General features: G+C 45.1%; 25 protein-coding genes and 2 riboswitches. Of the genes, 9 read left to right on the plus strand and 16 right to left on the minus strand.

The window, feature by feature from the left end:
- Positions 1-49: 49 nt before the first annotated feature.
- The 4 genes from MHI54_RS05560 to groES all read right to left on the minus strand — a co-directional run bounded on the left by MHI54_RS05560 (position 50) and on the right by groES (position 4,456).
- Positions 50-1,000: an Ltp family lipoprotein gene (locus MHI54_RS05560; protein ID WP_340082573.1), complete on the minus strand. Its 951-nt coding sequence runs from the start codon at positions 998-1,000 to the stop codon at positions 50-52.
- Positions 1,001-1,346: 346 nt separating this feature from the next.
- Positions 1,347-2,126, minus strand: coding sequence for a putative hydro-lyase (locus MHI54_RS05565; protein ID WP_095215156.1), 780 nt, complete (start codon positions 2,124-2,126; stop codon positions 1,347-1,349).
- A 359-nt stretch (positions 2,127-2,485) separates the two neighbouring features.
- A complete protein-coding gene (gene groL / locus MHI54_RS05570; protein ID WP_095216854.1) occupies positions 2,486-4,120 on the minus strand; it encodes a chaperonin GroEL in 1,635 nt (544 codons plus the stop codon).
- 51 nt (positions 4,121-4,171) lie between these two features.
- A complete protein-coding gene (gene groES / locus MHI54_RS05575; RefSeq protein WP_095216855.1) occupies positions 4,172-4,456 on the minus strand; it encodes a co-chaperone GroES in 285 nt (94 codons plus the stop codon).
- Positions 4,457-4,723: 267 nt separating this feature from the next.
- Between groES and MHI54_RS05580 the strand changes: the two genes are divergently transcribed.
- The 5 genes from MHI54_RS05580 (at position 4,724) to MHI54_RS05600 (ending at position 9,492) form a co-directional block, all read left to right on the plus strand.
- On the plus strand, positions 4,724-5,452 hold the full coding sequence (locus MHI54_RS05580) for a type II CAAX endopeptidase family protein (RefSeq protein ID WP_340082575.1): 729 nt from the start codon (positions 4,724-4,726) through the stop codon (positions 5,450-5,452).
- 6 nt (positions 5,453-5,458) lie between these two features.
- On the plus strand, positions 5,459-5,662 hold the full coding sequence (locus MHI54_RS05585) for a hypothetical protein (protein WP_095216857.1): 204 nt from the start codon (positions 5,459-5,461) through the stop codon (positions 5,660-5,662).
- Between the two features lie 443 nt (positions 5,663-6,105).
- A complete protein-coding gene (locus tag MHI54_RS05590; RefSeq protein ID WP_095216859.1) occupies positions 6,106-6,576 on the plus strand; it encodes an acyl-CoA thioesterase in 471 nt (156 codons plus the stop codon).
- The gene (fabF, locus tag MHI54_RS05595) at positions 6,569-7,801 is read left to right on the plus strand and encodes a beta-ketoacyl-ACP synthase II (protein WP_095216860.1); all 1,233 of its coding nucleotides are present in this window, start codon (positions 6,569-6,571) and stop codon (positions 7,799-7,801) included. Before MHI54_RS05590 ends, fabF begins: the two co-directional genes overlap by 8 nt.
- Before the next feature lie 26 nt (positions 7,802-7,827).
- The gene (locus tag MHI54_RS05600) at positions 7,828-9,492 is read left to right on the plus strand and encodes an AMP-binding protein (protein WP_095216861.1); all 1,665 of its coding nucleotides are present in this window, start codon (positions 7,828-7,830) and stop codon (positions 9,490-9,492) included.
- A 333-nt stretch (positions 9,493-9,825) separates the two neighbouring features.
- Here the strand turns inward: MHI54_RS05600 and MHI54_RS05605 are convergent, their stop codons facing one another.
- Together MHI54_RS05605 and MHI54_RS05610 are read right to left on the minus strand one after the other, a co-directional pair.
- A complete protein-coding gene (locus tag MHI54_RS05605; RefSeq protein ID WP_340082579.1) occupies positions 9,826-10,179 on the minus strand; it encodes a GNAT family N-acetyltransferase in 354 nt (117 codons plus the stop codon).
- Positions 10,180-10,265: 86 nt separating this feature from the next.
- Positions 10,266-10,682 (minus strand): carboxymuconolactone decarboxylase family protein, encoded by a 417-nt coding sequence (locus MHI54_RS05610; protein ID WP_095216862.1) that lies wholly within the window; start codon positions 10,680-10,682, stop codon positions 10,266-10,268.
- Positions 10,683-10,804: 122 nt separating this feature from the next.
- Between MHI54_RS05610 and MHI54_RS05615 the strand changes: the two genes are divergently transcribed.
- A complete protein-coding gene (locus MHI54_RS05615; protein ID WP_095216863.1) occupies positions 10,805-11,248 on the plus strand; it encodes an Lrp/AsnC family transcriptional regulator in 444 nt (147 codons plus the stop codon).
- Positions 11,249-11,267: 19 nt separating this feature from the next.
- On the opposite strand, the gene MHI54_RS05620 is transcribed toward MHI54_RS05615, so the two are convergent.
- From MHI54_RS05620 to MHI54_RS05635, 4 genes are all read right to left on the minus strand, one after another.
- Complete coding sequence (locus MHI54_RS05620) at positions 11,268-11,924, minus strand: FusB/FusC family EF-G-binding protein (protein WP_340082583.1); 657 nt, start codon at positions 11,922-11,924, stop codon at positions 11,268-11,270.
- 465 nt (positions 11,925-12,389) lie between these two features.
- Positions 12,390-12,779, minus strand: a complete 390-nt coding sequence (locus MHI54_RS05625) for a hypothetical protein (RefSeq protein ID WP_095216865.1) — start codon at positions 12,777-12,779, stop codon at positions 12,390-12,392.
- Positions 12,780-12,793: 14 nt separating this feature from the next.
- Complete coding sequence (locus MHI54_RS05630) at positions 12,794-13,078, minus strand: hypothetical protein (protein ID WP_340082585.1); 285 nt, start codon at positions 13,076-13,078, stop codon at positions 12,794-12,796.
- Between the two features lie 117 nt (positions 13,079-13,195).
- Entirely contained in the window at positions 13,196-13,711 is a 516-nt protein-coding gene (locus MHI54_RS05635) for a DoxX family protein (protein WP_095216867.1), read from the minus strand.
- Between the two features lie 297 nt (positions 13,712-14,008).
- On the opposite strand from MHI54_RS05635, the gene MHI54_RS05640 reads away from it, so the two are divergent.
- From MHI54_RS05640 to MHI54_RS05650, 3 genes are all read left to right on the plus strand, one after another.
- The gene (locus MHI54_RS05640) at positions 14,009-14,344 is read left to right on the plus strand and encodes a carboxymuconolactone decarboxylase family protein (RefSeq protein WP_095216868.1); all 336 of its coding nucleotides are present in this window, start codon (positions 14,009-14,011) and stop codon (positions 14,342-14,344) included.
- A gap of 104 nt (positions 14,345-14,448) precedes the next feature.
- Positions 14,449-14,619: a MerR family DNA-binding transcriptional regulator gene (locus MHI54_RS05645; protein WP_095216869.1), complete on the plus strand. Its 171-nt coding sequence runs from the start codon at positions 14,449-14,451 to the stop codon at positions 14,617-14,619.
- A gap of 26 nt (positions 14,620-14,645) precedes the next feature.
- Positions 14,646-14,870, plus strand: coding sequence for a hypothetical protein (locus tag MHI54_RS05650; RefSeq protein ID WP_158221575.1), 225 nt, complete (start codon positions 14,646-14,648; stop codon positions 14,868-14,870).
- A gap of 203 nt (positions 14,871-15,073) precedes the next feature.
- On the opposite strand, the gene MHI54_RS05655 is transcribed toward MHI54_RS05650, so the two are convergent.
- From MHI54_RS05655 to MHI54_RS05680, 6 genes are all read right to left on the minus strand, one after another.
- The gene (locus MHI54_RS05655; RefSeq protein WP_095216907.1) at positions 15,074-16,486 is read right to left on the minus strand and encodes an alanine/glycine:cation symporter family protein; all 1,413 of its coding nucleotides are present in this window, start codon (positions 16,484-16,486) and stop codon (positions 15,074-15,076) included.
- A gap of 298 nt (positions 16,487-16,784) precedes the next feature.
- A complete protein-coding gene (locus MHI54_RS05660) occupies positions 16,785-17,048 on the minus strand; it encodes a hypothetical protein (RefSeq protein ID WP_340082586.1) in 264 nt (87 codons plus the stop codon).
- A gap of 23 nt (positions 17,049-17,071) precedes the next feature.
- Positions 17,072-18,037, minus strand: coding sequence for a hypothetical protein (locus tag MHI54_RS05665; RefSeq protein ID WP_095216872.1), 966 nt, complete (start codon positions 18,035-18,037; stop codon positions 17,072-17,074).
- An 81-nt stretch (positions 18,038-18,118) separates the two neighbouring features.
- Positions 18,119-18,223, minus strand: a riboswitch (SAM riboswitch).
- A gap of 609 nt (positions 18,224-18,832) precedes the next feature.
- On the minus strand, positions 18,833-19,708 hold the full coding sequence (locus tag MHI54_RS05670) for a DegV family protein (protein ID WP_095216874.1): 876 nt from the start codon (positions 19,706-19,708) through the stop codon (positions 18,833-18,835).
- A 141-nt stretch (positions 19,709-19,849) separates the two neighbouring features.
- Positions 19,850-21,316, minus strand: a complete 1,467-nt coding sequence (locus MHI54_RS05675) for an amino acid permease (RefSeq protein WP_095216875.1) — start codon at positions 21,314-21,316, stop codon at positions 19,850-19,852.
- 110 nt (positions 21,317-21,426) lie between these two features.
- A riboswitch (Lysine riboswitch) is annotated at positions 21,427-21,612 on the minus strand.
- 122 nt (positions 21,613-21,734) lie between these two features.
- On the minus strand, positions 21,735-22,238 hold the full coding sequence (locus MHI54_RS05680; RefSeq protein ID WP_340082587.1) for a DoxX family protein: 504 nt from the start codon (positions 22,236-22,238) through the stop codon (positions 21,735-21,737).
- Positions 22,239-22,452 lie beyond the last annotated feature (214 nt).

Consider the following 22,452-nt stretch of genomic DNA (forward strand, 5'->3'; position numbering starts at 1 on the left):
AATAAAAGGAGCAGCAATTAGCCACTCCCCAATACTATATCTATATCTGTTACAAGCCAACTTGATCAGCAGCGTATGTTGCATGCTCTGTGCTGAATCCTTCATAAACCAATTGATCAATTAAACCCTGTCTTGAAAAAGAAGTATAATCGAGGTATTCTTGAGCCGCCTTAACAGCTTGCTCCTGCCAATCGACTGTGATGTTTTCTGCACCGTATGTTGCATCTTCCGTGCTGAAACCTTCGTACTCTAACTGTTCGATCAACCCTGATTTAGAAAATGCAGTGTAACCAATATAGTCTTGAGCCGCCTTAGCTGCTTGCGCTTGCCAATCAACCGAGATGTTTTCCACACCATATGTCGCATCTTCTGCGCTAAACCCCTCATACTCTAATTGATCGATCAATCCCGATTTAGAGAATGCAGTATAATTTATATAGTCTTCAGCAGTTTTAACCGCCTGCTCTTGTGAAACAGTCATGCTGGCTTCTTTGGATTCCTGTTCTTTCTGTACTTGCTCCTCAGCTTTCTTCGCTTCCTGCTCTTCCTTCTCCTTCTGTGCTTGTTCCTCAGCTTCCTTCGCTTCCTGCTCTTCTTTCTCTTTCTGCGCTTGTTCCTCAGCTTCCTTCGCTTCCTGCTCTTCTTTCTCTTTCTGCGCTTGTTCCTCAGCTTCCTTCGCTTCCTGCTCTTCCTTCTCCTTCTGCGCTTGTTCCTCAGCTTCCTTTGCTTCTTGCTCTTCTTTCTCCTTTTGTGCTTGCTCCTCAGCCTCTTGAGTTTTTTCTTCTTCCTGCGCAGCCGTTTCTGAGGAAGGATCGGTTGCAGGTTTTTCTTCACTAATTGATGCTCCAATCAGCGATATGACTATAAGTGCAATCAGGCAGCCGCCTGATTTTGCAAAGTTCCTGCGTCTGTTCCCTTTTCCTTTCACAAAAGCCAAGACAAAAAAGAGGACCATACCTGCTAAAGATAGCCACGTTAAAATGATTAAGAATGATTCCATTAATTAAAACTCCTTTATGTATTTTAGCCATGCCATACTATTGTATCACGACTAAAGTCATCATTTTCTATTTTTTCATTTTATTTGAAGTTAAAAGAATTATCTTCTCTTTAAATCAGGTATATAGTCTAGCAATCACAGTCTGTATATATTTCTATAGAGCGTCAGGATGTTGCTTTAAAGTATCATATTCAATACTTACTCTTATCATTTTTTATGTTTACTTACAAAACTGCCGTAACAGCATCTATAGCAGTGAAAAAAAACTACTTCTTTACTTTAGGAAGTAGTCTTTCATGAACTGTTTATATCTCCGACCTTTGTTAGCAACCAAGCATCTCAATGATTATACGTTCATATTACGTAAAAAATCTTCATTGGTAACATCCGTTACAAACATATGCCCTGGCGCATGCGTAATCACTAATGGAATGTGTGAATGGATTGCTGATGATTGCGGTGTTACGCCACATTCCCAAAAAACAGGCGTTTCCCCTTCTCCGAACTCCGTAAATTCACCGAAATCAGGCTTGCTGATATCGTCAATGCCTATTTCTTTTGGATCTCCTACGTGAATCGGTGATCCATGCATGTTCGGAAACTGTGCGGTGACATCAATTGCCTTTTGAACAAGCTCGTTTTTAATCGGTCGCATGGAGACTACGACAGGCCCGCTGAATTGACCTGCTTGCTTTGTTTGCCGGTTTGTAATGTACATGGCGACATTTTTGTTCTGCTCGATATGTTTCAAAGGAACGCCTTCCTTTAGTAATGCACTTTCAAAGGTAAAGCTGCAGCCTATTAAGAAAGATACAAAGTCATCCCGCCAAATTTCTTTAAGATCTTGACGCTTCTCCGTTAGTTTGCCATTCTCATATACATAGTAAAGAGGGATATCACTGCGAATATCGGAGCCAGCAGCAAGAGCAGATTCAACCACTCCTGGTTCCAATACATCAATAATCGGACAAGACTTTGGATTACGGTTAGCAAAGAGCAGGAAATCAAAAGCATATTCCTTTGGTACGATTGCTAAGTTTGCTTGAACATAATCATTAGCCACACCAGAAGTATGGGTATTAAATGCGCCGTTTCGGATCTTTTCTCTCAGTGTACTTGGATTCATTTATGTTTCCTCCTATGCTTCTGTCTAGTTTCATTTGTGATCCTCCCCACATCGAAATTCAAATCGATTTATAATACATGAATTTTGAGGATGATTAATAGAAATCAGAACATGACCAATTAACTATGTAGTTTAATAGATATCCCAAAAGTTTTGTTAATACTTGTAAGAAAATCTCACACAACTTTTTACCATTTGTTAATATCATGACATCTAACAGTTGTCTCAAATCAGCATTAAATACTATCCATAAAAATCCTGTGGGATTCTAGCAATAATAAAAAGAGGCTTCTCATAAGTTCAGTGAACTTATGAGAAGCCTCCGTTAAAGATCTTATCCGTTCGGGGTACGGACGGTCTTACATCATACCGCCCATTCCGCCCATGCCACCCATATCAGGCATGCCGGCGCCGCCAGCGTTTTCTTCTGGCTTGTCAGCTACTACTGCTTCAGTAGTCAGGAACATAGCTGCTACGGATGCTGCGTTTTGGAGTGCGGAGCGTGTTACTTTGGTTGGGTCTACGATACCTGTGTCAAGCATGTTTACCCATTCGCCTGTTGCTGCGTTGAAGCCTACGCCGACGTCTTCTTTTTTAAGACGTTCGATGATGACGGAGCCTTCAAGGCCTGCGTTGTGCGCGATTTGGCGTACTGGTTCTTCGATTGCACGAAGGACGATTTTCGCACCAGTTGCTTCGTCGCCGGATAGTTCAAGGCCTGCAACGTGGTTGTAGATGTTGACCAGTGCTGTACCACCACCGGCTACGATACCTTCTTCCACTGCTGCGCGAGTGGAGTTAAGGGCGTCTTCGATGCGCAGTTTGCGCTCTTTCAATTCCGTTTCGGTTGCAGCACCGACTTTGATGACTGCTACACCGCCAGCTAGTTTCGCCAGGCGCTCTTGCAGTTTTTCTTTATCGAACTCAGAAGTGGTTTCTTCTGCCTGCGCACGGATTTGTGCCACACGGGAAGAAATGTTTTCTGGGTTGCCGTTACCTTCGACAATTGTTGTGTTTTCTTTTGTCACGACAACTTTGGAAGCACGGCCAAGCTGTGCAAGCTGCGTGTTTTTCAGATCAAGGCCCAGGTCTTCTGTGATCACTTCACCGCCAGTCAAGACAGCGATATCCTCAAGCATTGCTTTACGGCGGTCACCGAAGCCAGGAGCTTTGACGGCAACAGCGTTGAATGTGCCGCGTAGTTTGTTCACGACAAGTGTGGCAAGTGCTTCGCCTTCTACGTCTTCTGCGATCATCAATAGCGGCTTGCCTTGTTGGACGACTTGCTCAAGCACAGGAAGCACTTCCTGGATGCTGGAGATTTTTTTGTCTGTGATCAAGATGTATGGATCTTCAAGGACAGCTTCCATTTTATCCTGGTCGGAAACCATGTACGGGGAAGCATAGCCGCGATCGAATTGCATACCTTCGACAACTTCAAGCTCTGTGTTGAAGCCGCGGGATTCTTCGATTGTGATGACGCCGTCGTTGCCAACGCGCTCCATTGCTTCTGCGATCAGTTTACCGACTTCTTCGTCAGCTGCAGAGATAGCCGCAACTTGTGCGATGGACTCTTTGCCTTCGATTGGTTTGGAGATTTCTTTAAGCTGCTTGACAGCTACTTCAACCGCTTGTTCGATACCGCGGCGTACGCCTACTGGGTTCGCACCGGAAGCGACGTTTTTAAGACCTTCGCGGATCATTGCCTGCGCAAGGACAGTCGCTGTAGTCGTACCGTCACCAGCGATTTCGTTTGTTTTGGAAGCAACTTCGGATACAAGCTGCGCACCCATGTTTTCGAATGCATCTTCCAATTCGATTTCTTTGGCGATTGTCACACCGTCATTCGTGATCAGCGGGGAACCGAATTTTTTATCCAATACAACGTTGCGTCCTTTTGGTCCAAGCGTTACTTTGACTGCATCTGCAAGTGTGTCCACACCGCGAAGCATGGCACGGCGAGCGTCTTCAGAGAACTTAATGTCTTTAGCCATTGATAAAACCTCCTAATATATCTTCTATGTTATATAAATCTGTTCTTCGGATTATCCTACTACTGCAAGGATGTCGCTCTCGCGAAGAATTAAGTAATCTTTTCCTTCGTATTTCACTTCTGTACCAGAGTATTTAGAGAAGATGATAAGATTGCCTTCTGCTACTTCCGGTGCAACTCTTTCTCCATTATCGGTTACACGACCGCTACCGACGGCAATAACTTTACCTTCTTGCGGTTTTTCCTTTGCAGATTCAGGAAGCACGATACCGCTTGCTGTTTTCTCCTCCTGCTCTACAAGTTCAATTACGACACGATCGCCTAGTGGCTTCAACATGTGAGAAACCCTCCTTATATAATCGATAATTTGATTTTTAGCACTCGAGTGTTCGGAGTGCTAACACAGTTATTATAATAATCAAAACGAAAACGGAATGCAAGCATGACACTCAGAAAGTTGTTCGACGAATTCCTCCTTTTTCCTGCCAAGCCTTGGATGAATTAACAGGATGATTACAATGCGCACCGCTACATACTTCCCCCGCTGTTATGTTAAAATACCTAAGATGCCAACTACATAAGTAAGGCGGAAGGAGTCGTTACATTGCCAGCACGCTATTGGTACGTCATATTGACATATATCGTGATGCAGCTGTCCTCATTCGTGCTTGTCCCATTCGTTCCTTGGATGCAGGATCAAGGACTGGACTTGGCTGTCGTTTCCTATTGGTGGAGTGTGGTCAGCTTCCTGCTTGCTGTAATCCTTACATTCTTCCTGCTGCGTCAGGATATGCGCGCACCAGCAATGCGCAATGCCACGAATCCCGGGATGACGGTTGTCTGGATCATCATCGGATTCTTTGCTGCATACTTCGGGCAAATCATCGCTGGTTTGATCGAGACATATGTATTGAATATCAAGCAAGCTTCAGAAAATACCTCCTCCATCATGGATGCAGTCCGGGAAGTTCCGGCATTCGCATTGATCGTAGTCGTCTTTGCTCCGGTATTGGAAGAAATCATCTTCCGCAAGATCCTTTTCGGGGAGATTTATAAGCGGACGAACTTCTTTGTGGCTGTACTTATTTCTGCCCTTGTATTCGGTGCAGTGCATGGGGATTTCCTTCATCTTCTGCAGTACTTCGTCATGGGCGTCATCTTCGCGGCTCTCTATGTGAAGACGAAGCGGATCATTGTTCCGATCATCACGCATGGTTTAATGAATCTCTTGGTCGTCATCCTGCAGCTTTACTTCACGCCGGAGAGACTGGAAGAAATCGAGAGAATGCAAAAACAATTGGAAAACATGCAAACAATCATCTTTGGAGGATAACTATTCATGATACGCTCGCCATTGCCCGTTGCGATTTTTTATCTATTTATCGGATGCCTGTTCATATTCTGGGCTGTAACAGATGTAAGAAATGCAGGAGAATGGACACTGCTAAGCATTTTTTGCGCTATCTTCGCTACATTCGATATTTATACAGCCATCCGCTATATCAAGCTTCATTTCAAGATCAAGAAAATGAACCAAAAATGAGGAAAACCAGCCGCTTGAGGCTGGTTTTTTTATCTCTCTTTCTCATTTTGAGCCTTTTTATTCACTTGATATAAATTCTCGAAGTCAAACTAATTGACACAGAAAAAAAGGACGCTCTAAAATAGCATAGTGGTAATAAAGGGAGATGGCATCATGAACGGTAATTTTGCTCTTGTCAAAGCATATGTAAGCAAAGATTGGACACAATCCGTATGCAATCACCTGGAAGAAGTCTATACAAATGCTGTTGTACAGAGCTCCCTTGTATCCTCCGATAACATCATATGCACTCATAGAAATTCCCATATCCATATAGTAGACAAAGAAATTGAAACACTATGTCTACTATATGGCTTTTTATTTTATTCAGTATGACCAGTAGAATAAGGATTAAAATTACTAGCTATTCATCACAGGATCAATCGTAAAGGAAGGTTTTATAAATGGATGCTATTGCTCGATATGATATGGAAAAAGTCATTAACTGGGGCGATTGTGACGCGGCTGGCATTTCTTATTATGCCAAGAATTTTGAATGGTTCACGGATGCGCGGATGCAGCTGCTTGACCATTATGGATTACCTTACATGGAAACTTTTCATCATACGGGCATTTCACTCGTTTGTTTAAAGGCTGAGTGCGATTATAAAAGGATGCTCCATCCATTGGAAAAAGTAACAATCCGCACCTATATCACCATGTTGACCAGAACCAGAATGGTATTAGGATATCAGATCATTAAAGATGATGGCAGTCTTGCCGCAGATGGTATGACCACTCATACCTATGTTGATGATGACGGTCTTCCATTTAATTTAAAAAAGCGATTCCCAGAGCTTTGGGATAAATTGACCAAAATCTGTCCCGAGCTGCATGCGCAATCGAAGGATAAAGGTGGGCAAATGAATGGATAACAATCGTATTGTGGTAACTGGAATGGGAGCCATCACTCCGCTCGGGATCGGTGTTTCCTCCTATTGGAAAAACCTATATCAAGGTAAAAATGGGATTGCCGCTTTAAGCCGTTTTGATTCAAAAGAACTGCAGGTAAAGGTAGCCGCTGAAGTAAGGGACTTTTCCCCTTTGGACTTCCTGCCAAGGAAACTGGTGAATAACACAGATATTTTTATGCAGTTTGCCCTTATTGCTGCTGAAGAAGCGCTGGAGCAAAGCAATTTGACTGCAAAACCAGAGCGAATCGGAATTGTGCTGGGTACTGCACTTGGCGGTATTTCCACTATGGCTGCCAACCAGGAACAGCTGTCCGGGAGCGGTCGCTATCGCTTAAGTCCGCATAGTGTCCCGAAGATGCTATCAAATATCGGAGCTGCACAGATTGCCATCGCCCATCAATTGCAGGGACCCAGCTTAACAGTCAGCACCGCATGTTCTGCTGGAGCAGACGCCATCGGAATGGCTGCGATGCTATTAAAAGCCGGACAGGCAGATGCTGTCGTTGCAGTTGGAGCGGAATCAATCCTGACTGGTCTGATGGCTGCCGGATTATCTGCTGCACGCGCGCTCTCTACTCAGGAAGATCCACAAAAAGCAAGTCGTCCCTTTGATTTAAACAGGGATGGGTTTGTTATGGGCGAAGGCGGAGGAGCTGTCGTACTCGAAACGCTGGCGTCTGCACAAAAGCGTGACGCTCCTATCAAGGCAGAGCTCCTGGGCTATGCCAATTGCTCGGATGCTTACCATGTAACGTCACCTGAACCAAGTGGTCGCGGTGAAATACTGGCTATCCAGCAAGCATTGGATCAGGCAGGACTTACACCTTCGCAAATCGATTATATAAACGCCCATGGTACTTCTACCAAGGTCGGGGATGAAATCGAGACCAAAGCATTAAAAGCCGTGTTTGGTGAAGAAATGGCAAAACAGGTTCCGGTTAGCTCCACCAAAGGGGCCACCGGCCATTTAATGGGAGCTGGCGGTGTGACAGAATTCATTGCTTGTATCCAGGCAATCCGCGAAGGCACCATACCGCCAACCTTGCATTATCAGCATCAAGATCCCAACTGTGATCTTGATTATGTACCGAATGAGTCCAGGAAAAAGCAAGTGACAATCGCCATGTCCAACTCCTTTGGATTCGGCGGCCAAAATACATCACTGATTGTCAGCAAATATCAATAAGTACAATTTAGGAAGGAACAAATAAAATGGAACGACAATTCACCTACAATATAGATATGTTTAAAGAAACCTTTGAAAGCGAGTTTACATTCATGAATGGCTTTTTGCGAAATGTCCGGCGGTTCGCAAACCGTCCGGCGTTGACAGATCCGATTCGCGGCAAGACATGGACGTATGCAGAGTTAAATAAAGACGTAAATAAGCTTGCACATGCACTTTTGGAGGACGATGTCGATAAAAATGAAGTTGTCATGTACCAGCTGCTCAATTCGGCGGAGTTCATTTATAGCTATTTGGCACCGCAAAAAATCGGCGCTGTAAACTGCACCATCAATTTCCGCCTTTCCCCCGGGGAAACAGCGGCTATTATCGATGACAGCGAGCCCGCTGTTTTCCTTTATGATGCAGAAATCAAAGATACTGCTGTACAAGCTTTGGAAATGGCGAACCATAAGCCGCGCCGTGTCGTGATGGTGGATATGACGGGAGAAACCGACGCACCAGAAGGTCATGTGATATATACGGATTATGTGGCAAATCACGCCGATGAAGAACCGGATGTCAATCGCCCGGTTCATATTTATGATGAAACTACCAGATTATACACCTCCGGAACCACTGGAAGCCCTAAGGGTGTACCATTGAACAATATCAATGAAGTACTCTCAGCGCATGATGTTATCATGCATTTCCCGCTCAATCCATTGGATAAAACGATGAATATGAGCCCATGGTTCCACCGTGGCGGTATTCATTCCGGCGGTCCCACTCCTACTCTTTATATCGGTGGCGAAATCGTCATTTTGCGGTATTTCAATCCGAAGATTTGCTTGGAGTATGTTGAAGAATACGGTATCAGCTTCCTGACAGGCGTACCTTCGATGCTAAAAATGCTTTATAATGCACAGCTAAGGAAGTCATACGATCTGTCTAATCTAAAAGGAATCGTAACAATGGGGTCCCCTCTTGAAAAAGAAGATTGCATCAAATTCCAAAAAACGCTCACAACGAATATTTTTAATGGATATGGCACCTCCGAAGCGTTCTGGAATACATTCCTTCGCCCATTCGATTTACCGGAAATGTCCGGCTCGGCCGGACGTTCCTGCACTGACGATGATGTTGCGGTCGTGAAAGTATATCCGGACCGGAAAGCTGAGCCGGATGACTTTGTCGCAAAAGACGGCAGTGAAATCGGAGAGATCATCGTCAGGGCACCAGGTAAAACGACGTATGCCTATGTGAACAAGGAAGAAGCAAGCAAAAAGGTATTTTATAAAGGGTGGATCTATATCGGTGACATGGGGACCTGGGATGAAAACGAATTCGTCACAGTAGTCGGACGGAAAGATGACATGATTGTATCTTCCGGTGAGAATATCCATCCTGTTCAAATCGAAGAGTTATTGAATTTGCATCCTGGAGTAAAAGAATCCGTCGTTGTTGGTGTCCCGGACGAGTTAAGAGGAGAATCCGTGGTAGCATATATCGTAAAAGAGGACGAATCCCTTACCGTAAAAGAATTACAAGATTATTGTACAAATAACCCTAATCTGGCAAATTACAAAAAGCCGCGTTTCTATCGCTTCATCGACGAATTACCATACACGGCCACTGGTAAGAAAATGCACTATATGATGCGGAAACAAGCAATAGTAGACCAACAGAAAGGCCTATTCAAGAGAAGATAAGATCAATCTGAACTGTCTTCATAAGTGAATATACGAGTGTTACTCCCTACCCTTGCTGAGATAAGCTCTCTGAACGTATGAAATGGCTGTCTTGCAACCTGGGGAATCCTTAAATAGCTGCGGTCCTGATGGATCGCAGCTATTTTTGCTTTATTCGTTGATCATCCTTGGCTGGCATCATATATTACGGCAGTATCGCAGTGCCGCAGGTCGTTCCCCTGCCACATCATGATATCCTTCGCGCTCATGCTGGAATACGAATTCCCTGGCCTCATAAAAAGGAATGCCCTTCTGATTGCCCTTCGCTACCGATACCCATTGTTCACCGGCGCCTCACCGCTCCTTCTGCTGAGCGGTAAGGGCAGCCAATAGCTTTGTGCCGATCCCTTCATTGCGCCGATCAGGATCGAGATAAAGCACGAATACCTCGCCGACACCTTCTCCGATCATCCCGCCGCCGATCGCCCCGATCACTTTTCCATCTTCCAGCGCAACAAAGTATCCGCCCCAATCCCTGCTTGTCTCTGTCACTTCCTTCAGGATTCTATCGTGATTATAATATTCGTCGATGATTCCCTCGATGTATTTCCCGGAAAGTATTTCACGATAAGTGGCCCAATAGCCGTCACTGCAAACTTTGGATATTCCTGCAACATGTTCTGGTTTTGCTAATGCTATACGGATCATGATTGCCTCCCCTTTTTGAAATTACAGGTTTTAACAATATGATTATAGCAATCTTTCGGCAATCAATCTCGGCCGTCCACGCCTTTTCACTCGTCAGGCTCAAGCTTCATCATTGCCCCAAAATACTGCTGGGCTGTGGTGAAGCAAATAAAAGCGCATAATTCACTGATTTCAGCTTGCGAGAAATATTCTTCCAATATGGCAAATGCTGAATCCGGAAGATCACCTTTGGGGTGATTCAGGAAGACAGTGGCAAATCCGACAGCAACAGAAGTCTTCTCATCAAAGGCAGCTTCATCCGGCTTCCCTTTTGCTTTGCAATAGGCACATTCATTGGACTGGGCAAGCGTGCGTCTTACTTGTTCCTTCAAGGCTGCTGATAGTTTGGCGTCATTTTCTAAAATGTCGGCTAGCTCCGACCAAGCCGTCATGATATTGAGATTATGTCCTAATAATTTTTGAAAGCTTGTTTTTCCATATTTTGATTTCCTTATTCTTGTCATGCTCTCTCCTCCTTGGTTATATTTAATATATAAAATCATTTCGCTTCATCACATATGGAATCAAAGGATTTTAGCGATTTTCACTTAATTTTCTTAACGTCTTTAGGAAGGATGTTTTAATTATGAAAATAGATGATACCGACAGGAGAATTTTGGCGGAGTTGATGACGAATAGCCGCCTGTCCATGAGTGAACTGGGCAGGCGGGTGAATCTGTCTTCGCCGTCCGTCACAGAACGGGTCCGGCAGATGGAGACCTTCGGGGTGATCAAAAAGTATACACTGGAAATCGATTATGAAAAGCTGGGTCAGCCAGTGCAATGCATCATCGAAGCCACGATGAAAAATGGCAATTACAAAGGGTTCAAAGCCCATATCGCTTCTTTGGATAATGTCGATTTCTGTTATCGGATTGCGGGCAATGCCTGCTTTATGCTGAAGATGCGTTTCGAAAGCTTTGCGCAAGTGGAGGAGTTCATCGATTCGATCGCGTCCTTTGCAACGACCGTGACACATTTCATTTTTTCGCAGGTGGAAATCAATCCACATAAACAAAGAGCAGACTGAGGCGTCTGCTCTTTGTCCGTTACCGAAACAGATGGTTCAGGAAAGTCTCCACCCTTCCTAGGTCTGTCAGTTTTTCATTACAGCTTAAGCTGTCCTTGCATATATAATTCCCTCTATTCACATAGGTCTCTTTCCCGCTCTTGACCCTTGTGACGAACAAGCCCACGTCTCCGAGGCTGTTACACAATGAACAAATCCCTTGTGTACTGCTGTTATCGAAAACGCCGGAAATGCCTTTCAGCTTGCCTTGATATTCCACAATCAAGTGCTGCTTGTGTGCCCTTGTGTCGAACCAGCCGATATACGACAGCCTCTGGAAATCCAGGTCATCCAAATCCGGCATCTGCAGCTTCTTCGCTTTCGGGAATAGCTTCTCCACGGTTTTCTTCGACACTTTCCGAAATGAGATGACGAACTGCTTCAGCTCTGCCAGGAAGACTTCTGCTTCCATTTCATCCTCTATTTCCAAAAGGCGGTTAAGAAGCATTTCCTGTGCATCGGTCATTTCCCCGAGCAGCTCCTCCACTTTCGAAAAGGCATTCATTTTCACTCCATCGAGTGTATCCGCGTGGTTCACCGTAGCATGGGCGCTGATGATATGGGACACCTGCTTTGCGATGAAGTTATATTGATCATTCCGAATAAATGCTTGTTCTGTGTTTTTCCGTTTATCCATTTCCTGTTAGCTCCCTTATCTTTTTAATCTATTTCAGATAAGTGCAAAGCCCGGACAGAAAAGGGTGCATTGGCGATTAGTAAACAGTCCCCTCACACAAAGTATCGCCTTTCCCAATAGGCTTTGCATGAGCTGTTACAAATTCTGACGCATGAGCATTCCTCTCAATTGCCATCAGGTATCACCTCCGCTCCCAGAATATCCAAGAAAGAGCATGACTGCAACAGTTGACGTTATAAAAAAAACCTATTGCTGATGCGCAATAGGTTGGTATGTACTATTTATTCCTCGTATTCTCCTCGATTTGGCGCAATAATTTTATCACGTAGTAAATGGCGGGGAGAGCGACAAGGTACAAAATAATTTCGATGTAAGTAAGAATCAAGTCAAGTAAGCCAAACATATAAAACTCCTTTGTATGAGAACCAATGCACTTAGGTACCAAATAAAGCGAGGAACCAGCCTCTACGATTGGTTCCTCGTTTTTGTCACATAGCAAGAAATGGACTGCACCTTCGCATTCTTTCCTGCACTTGCAAAAGTAAAAATAAGTGCAAATGCATACGACTGTGTATCCATCTTGAAAAAGCCATTCACGGCTCCTTGCTTACCGTGGGTGAAAGCATTGGCAATATGTACTGCTGTGACACCCTCTAGAGAAGAAAGCATTGGCACGATGGTGGCACTTCCAATATATGCTTCCGCCCCGGCTATTTCCAATTTGCAATCAGGAGCAAGTAGTTTCTCTAACTGTTGGTACTGTTGTTGGAATGCGGCAATCGTCAGCTGACGGATAAGCTCGCTTTTAGGAGAGTTGCCACATGATGCTATGCCTGTCACCTGTAGATTTGTCATAAGTACCTGCTTTCTTAAGAAACGATGATTTTCCGTTGCAATGCTCTTGTGACGATACGCTGATAAGCTTGTCGTTGAGGATTCTTGGCAAGCTTTTTACCATTCAGCTTCCCTATCACCTTTCGGACATCTTTATCATAGATGAGCAAATCACGGTATGGCTGCTGTTTCAGATATTGCTGGAACCATTCTGTTTTTCGCAGTTGTTCGATATTGTGCTGGATATCGTCTTCTTCATAAGTACCTGTCAAAGAAGACAGCAGCATAAGATTGAATACATCTAAAAGTAAGACCATCATATATCCTCCATTCTTTTCCTCATAAAGGAAAGTATACTAATTGTACGAAAAACAACGCATGAAGTTGCATTATTCAGCAAAAAACCTACTGCTTGATGGCAGTAGGTCATAAAATCTTTAAGAAGCAACCGGCTTCGTCGGTGTTCTCGGTGTATGTTTTGGATAGTGATTTCTTAAATATGGCAGCACCCAGCGGTCGAGTCCATAGCGTCCGGCATTGGCTCCAGCGACTAGTAAGAAGATCGTAAGCAAGACCATCTGTGCATTTGTGCTCACAGTGCCGCTGAAAAGGAAGGCGAAGTTCATCGTAATACCCATGAGGGCGGCGAAATTGGTAAAGACTCCGAGAATGAGTGCCATTCCGACAAGGATCTCTCCCCACATGACGAGGAAGCTGAACAGCCCGGCATTCGGCAAGGCCACCTGTTCCAGGAAGACTGCCCACCAGCCTTGTACCGCCGGATGCTCACCGCCTGCCTGTGCAATCGCTCCTTGCAGGAAGCCGCCAGCATCGAACCCACCGCCCGTCAGTTTGCCGAGTCCGCCCGTAAGCCACGTATATCCTAGATAAATCCGGATAATCGCCCAAAGCCCTGCAGCCGTTTTGCTGCTTCGAATCCACTTTATGATCATTTCCTTCCACACTCCATCCACGAGAATAGTTTGTTAAACATTTCACATATTAGATTGAGAGGGATCAGCGCTTTTCCTTCTACACTTGTAGTATAAACGAGAAGAATGGATTGCGCTTATTATTATGATCATTTTCACAAATCAGCAATAACTCTCTTACAGTTTTGTGACTTTGGATAAAAAGCGGTTTCAACATTGTAAATACGGTGCTGTTATATCCCCTTGACTTTGAGTCGACTCTAAGGTGTAGCGTAAATAATGAAGATACTGAATGAATTGCAGGAAGGGGAATTTTAAATGGCAGAAAAACAAACAGCAGGACGGGATTTGTTGGGGGCTTTCGCTCCGAAATTCGCTGAACTGAATGATGATGTCCTTTTTGGTGAGGTCTGGTCAAGGGAGCAGGAGTTATCACCACGCGACCGCAGTTTGATCACTGTTTCTGCACTGCTTGCGGGTGGAAATATGGAACAGCTCACCCCTCATCTCCAGAAAGCAAAAGCAAATGGCTTAATGAAAGAAGAAATTGCTGAAGTCATCACACATCTGGCCTTTTATGCCGGATGGCCGAAAGCTTGGTCAGCATTTCATATAGCCAAGCAAGTTTATGATGAAAATGAGAAAGAAGGATAACATATGACAACAACGAATGTAAGTAAGACCGATTGGCTGGAACCTGTTGACGAAGAGCGGTACAGCAAGCTGTGAATGGCATCGGCGGACAAGGAGAATGGACGATGGCATATCGTATAGGGGAATTGGCGAAACTTACGGGGCTAAGCGAGCATACCTTGCGTTTCTATGAAAAAGAAGGCTTGCTTGTGCCAAAACGGAATAGTGGCAATATCCGTGTCTACTCAGAAGATGACCGGCTCTGGACCGAATTCATCGTGCAATCGTGCATATGAAAGGGACCGGTATGTCACTGGAGGATTTGAAAAAATACAAAGAGCTTCGGGAAGCAGAAAGTGATGACTACGAGGAATTAGTCGCTCTTTTGATCCGGCATAAAGAAAATGTCGAAGCGAAGATTGCAGCGTATCAGCGCAATCTGGATCTGATGAACAAAAAAATAGCCATGTATACACAATATATAGAGGGCAATGAAGACAAGGATTTGTATGAGCGATTTGCGGAAAATAGAAGTACACATAAATAGCCTTTGCACATGACGATTTGGATGGCTGGAGAACCATGATGTCCTCCTTGACGACATTACCCATCAGCAAAAAAGTGGAGAGATATTGATTCTCCCCACTTTTTTGGTTACATGCCCGGTAATCCTTCCGGTGCTGATGAGAAATGAAAAATGCGTCGTCCCTCTTTTCAGCCTGTTCCAGACTAGGAATCAGGTTACTCTTTTTACACGGTCTTTCTTTGCCTTTCATCTTCCTGTTCACGTTCCACCCAATAGTCCGCATTCTCGATATTGACCTGCGAAGGACGGAACACGGGATCAAGCCCTTGCTTCCTTTGCGCCTTATAGTCCTTGAGCGCTGCCACCGTCGGTTTATACAGCAGGATGACAGCGATTAAGTTTACCCAGACCATCAAACCAAGTCCTATATCCGCCAATGTCCAAGCCAATGTAGCCGTACGGACCGTACCGAAGAATATCGCTGCCAGGAATAACACTTTCAAAATATTGGAGAAAATCTTCCTCGATCTCCCTCTGACAATATAAAATAGATTCGTCTCCGCAATATAGAAATAAGCAACCAATGTGGTAAAGGCAAAGAAAAATAGGGAAATGGCTACAAACGGCGATCCGAATCCTCCAAGTACTTCATCCACGGCTGCCTGCGTATATCCTGCACCTGCTTCCATTCCATCCGTATAATCGACGATATAGCCTCCCTCTGGATCGGTTACACTGTAATTGCCTGTCATCAGTATCATCAATGCGGTCGCTGTACAGATGAGCAGCGTATCGATATAGACGGAAAAGGTCTGCACCAACCCCTGCTTTACCGGATGGGATACTTCAGCCGCTGCCGCTGCTTGGGCTCCGGTTCCCTGCCCTGCTTCATTGGAATATAAGCCTCGTTTCACTCCCCAGCTTATGGCAGCTCCAATCATACCGCCAAACGCGGAGTCGACACCGAAAGCACTGCTGAAAATAAGTGCAAATGTACTTGGAATCTGCTCGATATTCGCAATAATGACGATAGCAGCTACGATTAGATAGAATAATGCCATGATCGGGACAGCATAGGATGCCAAGAAGGCGATTCTGCGGACACCGCCAAAGATGACATAACCTGTGATGGCAACCAAGGCAATTCCAGTAATCACCGGTCCGATGCCGAATGCATTATTCATACTGTCAGCTATTGCATTAGCCTGCACTCCCGGAGTCAAAAGACAGGTGGATACAGCCGCGACCACCGCAAAAATATAGCCGTACCATTTCCATCCAAGCCCTTTCTCCGCATAATAAGCTGGTCCGCCGCGATACTCGCCATCTACTTTCTTTTTATAAATCTGGGCAAGCGTCGACTCCGCAAAAGCAGCCGCCGACCCGAAGAAAGCAATGAACCACATCCAGAATACGGCTCCCGGTCCTCCTGCCGCGATGGCAGTCGCAACACCAGCTATATTCCCTGTACCGACTCTTCCGGATAGTGCGATGACCAGCGATTGAAAGGGCGAAACGCCTGATTCGGAACTTTTTCCGGTAAATGTGTGCACAACCATGTCCTTCAGATATCTGACCTGCAGCAAACCAGAAGCTATCGTATAAACGCCCGCAACCACCGCTATGAAAATCAGCATCGGCACACTCCATAAATAACCGCTTATCGACGTCAAAAAAGCTTCAAATCCCAATAGGATACCTCCTGAAAAAATGTATTTGAGATGGAATATATGTTCATTATGTCCAAAGGCTCGGTAAGATGCATGGAAGTTGTAAGGTTATATGACTATAATTTTGATTATTCAGAAAAATATCGTCATGCCTGACGAAGAAAATGGATCTGTGACAGCTCCTTTTCTTTCTTTGCAATAAAATGACCCAAGCTCCCCAGTGTTGGGCTTGGGTCATCCGTATCCTGGCTTTCCTTTGTACAGCTTATCGAAACGTATCATGTACCGGATCAAATATATCCTCTGCTGCCGACCGTACGACAGAGAAATTATCAATATTGAAATGTCCATGAAAAGCATTAGTCGCCTGCTTATCGAATACAGGAGCCTCTTCTGGTACGTGGATCCCTGCATATATCTGGAACCCGCTTCCTTCCCCTCCCGCGACATCTGTATCACGGACAAATAGGCTGTCGGCTCCTGCTTTGTGTGCTTTGCTTATGACGATGGCTACAGTATACGGTAACATGGACGGGAATGGGAGAGCATTCCTTAAAATTGCAGTTCCTTGCTCCGCCAGAGATAGGTCTGGATCAGCTGATTGGTATCCTCCAAATCCTTCACCGAAACGACCTGTGTCGTCTGGTCGAGATGCTCGATCGGGATATTCAGGATGCTTACCGGCGTTTTAGTGGACAGTTTCTTATACCGATGACGGAACAGGAATTCCAGTTGAAATGGGATGTCATGTGCAATGGCCAAATCGACCAGCTGATTTTTCAGGGTCTGATTGATTGGTATCGTCTTATCTGCCACTTTGATTGCGACACCGCTTCCCAGTTCGATTGCTCCCCGGCTTTTATGAGCGATTCTTTGCTGGGGGACGGACCCGATATAAAAGGCAGCTTCCCCTTCTAGCTGATTGGCAAGATGCTTCTTATTATGGAAAGGAAAGAAGATGATGGTGATGTCCCCTTCCGCTGTATCCCATTGCTGCAGAAGATTGATTGCAATTGCCGGTGCAATCTTATTATCCAGCCCTTTCCCGACGACGCGGCCGCTCACTTCGTCACCAAGATACAGGAAGTCATCGAATAATGTCACATGATTGCCTGGTTCCACCCCCATTTCACGTGCATCATGCTCGGTATTGGCCCCGATATCGATGACAGCGGCATGCTGACCTGCTTCACCTGCCATGACCACTCCGCACAGCAATCCATTCTTTGTCTCTACCTGGACCGATTGCCCTTGCGCATACGTCAACGAAAAATAATTCGCGTCTGCTACAAGCGCCCCTGACTCGGTGATCGATGTCACCACATAGATTTCTTCCTTCACCTCTGCCAGCAAGGTGATTTTTGGCGTATACTTTTCTCCATATTTACGGACAATAAGATTCCCCCGTCTGTCGAAGTGCATCTCATCCGCAAACGGCGTGATCTTATCGACGATTTGTGAAACAAACGATTGATTATACCCTTTGTACTTGGATAATTCCCGGATCAATTCAAACATGTTGCCTTCCCCTTTCGTATAGGCAGCGGGACAAATACAAAAGCCTCTCGGACAAGATGCGTCGAGAGGCTTCCTCTATTCATCTTATCTGCCGGTTATGAACCGATGGAATTAGCACAGTGTCTGTCGTCAGACCTGCTGCTGAGGCTTCGCAGGGCCATATCCCTCCACCTCTCTGGATAAGAAACATATACAGTTTTCAGAAAGTTTATCATTCCATTCAATGATTGTCAATATATCTTATCGGTATACTCAGGATAACTGGATGCAGGGAAAACCTATAAACCAAAGTAATAAAAAACAGCTGAAATTGTAATTAATAAAAAATTCTCTTCGGCTTGCAATATAAAAAATGAAACAAATAATGGATATTCAAATACTCTTATGCATCAAAAAAGCCACCAATAGGTGACTCAGTTATTCTCCAATTCTTCTATTTCTTTCTTTACTTGATTGGCTTTCTTAGATACAACCCAACTAATGATAGTCAGGATTACAGTTACTAACATGAGAATATCGCTAATTGTCTGTGATGTACTTCCAAATGGATAATCCCGAAGTAAGAGATACAACACCAGAAATATACCGAACCAATACTTAGATATAAAATCCCAGATTTTCATAGCTGCCTTCAACCCCTTTGTAATATTTTATTATATTACATAATTTTGGATAATGGAAGCTGACGATTATGGCGTTACAAACCCCATAGGACTTTACACTTATCCATTTAGCAGCATTGGATTGATCATTACAATAAAACCTCGGGCAATCACGCTGTCCGAGGTCCCTGTATCATGTAGCCGATTCATATGGATAGTCAGCCGGCATCCAGCTGGCACCGATACCGCCCCGTCCAAAATGAATTGCCATGACGGAGCTTATTTCGTTGCTGATGAAGACTTCTGCTTTATCACCGAATGCTTCCATTGCTTCCTTTAACTCAGCGGCAAGCTCGGTGGAATTCACATGTGTTATCCGGACAACCTGTTTCCCGGATTGCTCGATATTATGTCGTAATTTTTCCAGCATCCACTTCAGCAGGCGTTTCTTCGTGCGGACCTTACCCATGACTTCCAGCTTCGCTTCCTCAAAACCGACAATCGGTTTTATATGCAGGAGGTTTCCGATCCTGGAGGCTGTTTTCGAAATTCGGCCGGTACGCACCAGTGTAGTCAGGTCATTTATCGTAAGGTAGAGCTGGCTGTGGGAACGGTAAAATTCAACCGCCCTCAATATTTCATCGAAAGCTTCCCCTTGCTCCATGAGCTGGCACACTTTGATGACGATATTTTCTGTACCGATGGAGGCAGTATTCGTATCAATGACAGTGATCCTCCCGTCAGCGCCTTCGATTGTATCCCTGGCAATACGGGCGGAATTGACGGTACCGCTTACATTCTCTGTGCAGTGCAAGCTGATGATAGCATCGTATTCTGCCAGCAGTTCTTCATAAAGCTTTACAAATACCTCTGGTGACGGCAGGGAAGAAGAATATGCAGCCCCCTGATCAATGAACCGAAATAGCTGATCATTGGTGATCTCTTTTAAGTCAGCATAGGACTTGTCATCAATAATGACATGTAAATGGGCGTAATATATAAAAGGATATCGCTGTAAATCCTCTTCTCTCAGGTTCGTGAGACTGTCTGTCACAATTGCAATTTTCATTTATTCACCTCTAGTTTCAGTATAACGGGTATATAGGATAAAGATACAAAAAAATGCAGGAAATTATTCATGCATTCCAGCTGCCGGATGCAGCTTCCCGTTTCCAAGCAAAAAAGCTGCCGAGTGATCGGCAGCTTTTGCTCATTCAGGTGCTGTTTCATGTGATGGAGTAGTCAAATCAACTTCCTCCAATTTGTACACCTTCGTTTTCTTTTTGACTTTATAGATGATCCAGCAAAGCAGGAAGACCGGAATACCGATGTAGGATGCAATCAAGCTGCCCCAATCGATGCCGTCTGCTGTGAAAGCAGAGAAACTTTGGCCGATTATGACGATGACACATAGCACAAAGGCTAGTATCGGTGCGGCTGGATAGAATTTAGCTGTATATGGCAGATCCTTGATATCGTTTCCTTGGGCAAGGTATGCTTTACGGAATCGGTAATGACTGACAGCAATACCGACCCAGACGATGAAGCCTGCCATACCGGATACGTTCAAAAGCCATGTATACACGACACCATTCCCGAAGAAGGATGTCAGGAAGGCTACACAGCCTACCGCCGTTGTGGCGATAAGCGCGTTTACTGGTACGCCATTTTTATTCAGCTTACCAAGGAATGCAGGTGCTTTCCCTTCTTTCGCCAAGTTCCACAGCATCCGTGTGCTCGCGTACATGCCAGAGTTACCGGCAGACAGGACAGCAGTCAGGATGACCGCGTTCATGACTGATGCTGCAAATGCGATTCCCGCTTTCTCGAACACCAGCGTGAACGGACTCAGACGGACATCATCACTTGCCAGGCTTTCTGTTGTATAAGGAATCAGCATCCCGATGACGAAGATAGCCAAGATGTAGAACAATAGGATCCGCCAGAAGACGGAGCGAATCGCCTTTGGAATGGATTTTCTAGGATTATCAGCCTCTCCCGCAGCTGCACCGAGCAATTCCGTTCCCTGGAAGGAAAAACCTGCTGCCATGAACACACCAAGCAAGGCTAGGAAGCCGCCATTGAATGGAGCATCTTCCACCTTGAAGTTAGAGAAACCAGGTGAATCCCCGCCGAGGATGCCAAAAATCATCAATACACCGACGATGATGAAGATAATTACGGTCACGACTTTGATCAAAGCGAACCAATACTCTGATTCCCCGAAGCCTTTGACGGAAATATAATTCAATAAGAACATGATGATAAGACTGATGGCACTCCAGATCCAAGATGGTGTATCAGGGAACCAGAATCCCATGATCAATGTTACGGCAACGAGCTCGGCTGCGATTGTGATGGCCCAGTTGAACCAATAGTTCCAGCCGAGTGCAAACCCGAACGATTCATCGACAAAACGAGATCCATATGTGCTGAAGCTTCCGGATACGGGCATGAATGCCGCCATTTCCGCCAAGCTTGTCATCAAGAAGAATACCATGCAGCCAATCAGCGCATATGCAAGTAAAGCGCCCCCTGGACCTGCCTCACTGATGGCTCCCCCGCTGGCCAGGAATAATCCTGTACCAATGGTACCGCCAAGGGAAATCATCCCTAGATGACGGGCTTTCAGTTCCCTGCGTAAGCCCTTTTGTTTCGTGTTGTTTCGATTGCCCACTTTCTTTTCCCCTCTCTGTTCTTGCACAGTTGCGCTATAGATACGAAAAAAGGCCGTCCCGGATAGCTTGCTCTATCCGAACGGCCTTTACTTATAAACAGCATCATTCTCACAAAGATAGCGCAACACGCCAGCTTTGCTACTGACGTGACAGTCCTGCCCCTATTCGAGTGCAGGCCCAGCCGAAGGATTGGAGAGCCCATCCGGCTTCGGCAGCTGTTCCTTTCCAGCCTGATCGATGATCTCTCCAGATCTCCCAGTCTGTACTTTTAACAGCCGCAACCTCTACCTCATCAAATGATGAGGATTTGTATGCAATTGAAAAACTCATTTAACTGTACTACACACTTCGGCTTATTTCAACAAGAAATTTTTTCTTCATGAAGAGACACGCACTAAAAGCGCATGTCCTTCTTTATCATATAAGCTGTCTCTTGCTGTTTCTGGCTCTTTTGTTGTGATCTTTGCTGCGCAGGGAAGGCATGATCCAGTTATCAATGCCGAACCGGCCAGCATTCGATCCGCCGATCAGCAGCACGATTGCCAGGACGATCATGATCAGATTTTGTGTAAAAGCCCCGCTTAATAGGAAGGAAATATTCATCAATATCCCCATCAGAGCTGCAAATCCCGTGAAAGCACCAAGCAAAAGCGCCAATCCGACAAGTGTTTCCCCCCACATGACAAGGAAGCTGAATATCCCAGCATTGGGCAGGACGACAGTTTCGAGGAAATCTCCCCACCAGCTCTGGATGACACCCGCCTCCGAACGTGCCAAGGCTCCCTGGACGAATCCGCTGGCATCAAAGTTTCCGCTCATCAGCTTACCCAAGCCCGCTGACAGGAATGTGTACCCAAGATACAATCTGATCACGAAGAAGACGACTGCTGCTCCCTTGCTTTGCCGTGATTTGCTGATCATTATTCCTTCCTCTCCCCTCGCTGCCAAGTTTGTGAACCGATGTGGATCGGCACTCCACAGCTTCAGTATAGGGGGAAAATTAGAAGATGGAATATTTATACGAGAAATTTAATAGAATAGTAATAATTTTGAAAGATTTTTCCGGTTCACCTAGATTGGCACTGTATATACAGATTCCGCTTTTGCGATCCTTTAGAAATAGTAGGAAAGGCCT

Source organism: Terribacillus sp. FSL K6-0262 (assembly GCF_037977385.1).
GTDB lineage: Bacteria > Bacillota > Bacilli > Bacillales > Amphibacillaceae > Terribacillus.

Bases quoted from the DNA above. Each gene is read 5' to 3' on its own strand.
- MHI54_RS05560 (WP_340082573.1), bottom strand. From the start codon at position 1,000: ATGGAATCATTCTTAATCATTTTAACGTGGCTATCTTTAGCAGGTATG.
- MHI54_RS05565 (WP_095215156.1), bottom strand. From the start codon at position 2,126: ATGAATCCAAGTACACTGAGAGAAAAGATCCGAAACGGCGCATTTAAT.
- groL (WP_095216854.1), bottom strand. From the start codon at position 4,120: ATGGCTAAAGACATTAAGTTCTCTGAAGACGCTCGCCGTGCCATGCTT.
- groES (WP_095216855.1), bottom strand. From the start codon at position 4,456: ATGTTGAAGCCACTAGGCGATCGTGTCGTAATTGAACTTGTAGAGCAG.
- MHI54_RS05585 (WP_095216857.1), top strand. From the start codon at position 5,459: ATGATACGCTCGCCATTGCCCGTTGCGATTTTTTATCTATTTATCGGA.
- MHI54_RS05590 (WP_095216859.1), top strand. From the start codon at position 6,106: ATGGATGCTATTGCTCGATATGATATGGAAAAAGTCATTAACTGGGGC.
- fabF (WP_095216860.1), top strand. From the start codon at position 6,569: ATGGATAACAATCGTATTGTGGTAACTGGAATGGGAGCCATCACTCCG.
- MHI54_RS05600 (WP_095216861.1), top strand. From the start codon at position 7,828: ATGGAACGACAATTCACCTACAATATAGATATGTTTAAAGAAACCTTT.
- MHI54_RS05605 (WP_340082579.1), bottom strand. From the start codon at position 10,179: ATGATCCGTATAGCATTAGCAAAACCAGAACATGTTGCAGGAATATCC.
- MHI54_RS05610 (WP_095216862.1), bottom strand. From the start codon at position 10,682: ATGACAAGAATAAGGAAATCAAAATATGGAAAAACAAGCTTTCAAAAA.
- MHI54_RS05615 (WP_095216863.1), top strand. From the start codon at position 10,805: ATGAAAATAGATGATACCGACAGGAGAATTTTGGCGGAGTTGATGACG.
- MHI54_RS05620 (WP_340082583.1), bottom strand. From the start codon at position 11,924: ATGGATAAACGGAAAAACACAGAACAAGCATTTATTCGGAATGATCAA.
- MHI54_RS05625 (WP_095216865.1), bottom strand. From the start codon at position 12,779: ATGACAAATCTACAGGTGACAGGCATAGCATCATGTGGCAACTCTCCT.
- MHI54_RS05630 (WP_340082585.1), bottom strand. From the start codon at position 13,078: ATGATGGTCTTACTTTTAGATGTATTCAATCTTATGCTGCTGTCTTCT.
- MHI54_RS05635 (WP_095216867.1), bottom strand. From the start codon at position 13,711: ATGATCATAAAGTGGATTCGAAGCAGCAAAACGGCTGCAGGGCTTTGG.
- MHI54_RS05640 (WP_095216868.1), top strand. From the start codon at position 14,009: ATGGCAGAAAAACAAACAGCAGGACGGGATTTGTTGGGGGCTTTCGCT.
- MHI54_RS05645 (WP_095216869.1), top strand. From the start codon at position 14,449: ATGGCATATCGTATAGGGGAATTGGCGAAACTTACGGGGCTAAGCGAG.
- MHI54_RS05655 (WP_095216907.1), bottom strand. From the start codon at position 16,486: ATGCTGATTTTCATAGCGGTGGTTGCGGGCGTTTATACGATAGCTTCT.
- MHI54_RS05660 (WP_340082586.1), bottom strand. From the start codon at position 17,048: ATGTTACCGTATACTGTAGCCATCGTCATAAGCAAAGCACACAAAGCA.
- MHI54_RS05665 (WP_095216872.1), bottom strand. From the start codon at position 18,037: ATGTTTGAATTGATCCGGGAATTATCCAAGTACAAAGGGTATAATCAA.
- MHI54_RS05670 (WP_095216874.1), bottom strand. From the start codon at position 19,708: ATGAAAATTGCAATTGTGACAGACAGTCTCACGAACCTGAGAGAAGAG.
- MHI54_RS05680 (WP_340082587.1), bottom strand. From the start codon at position 22,238: ATGATCAGCAAATCACGGCAAAGCAAGGGAGCAGCAGTCGTCTTCTTC.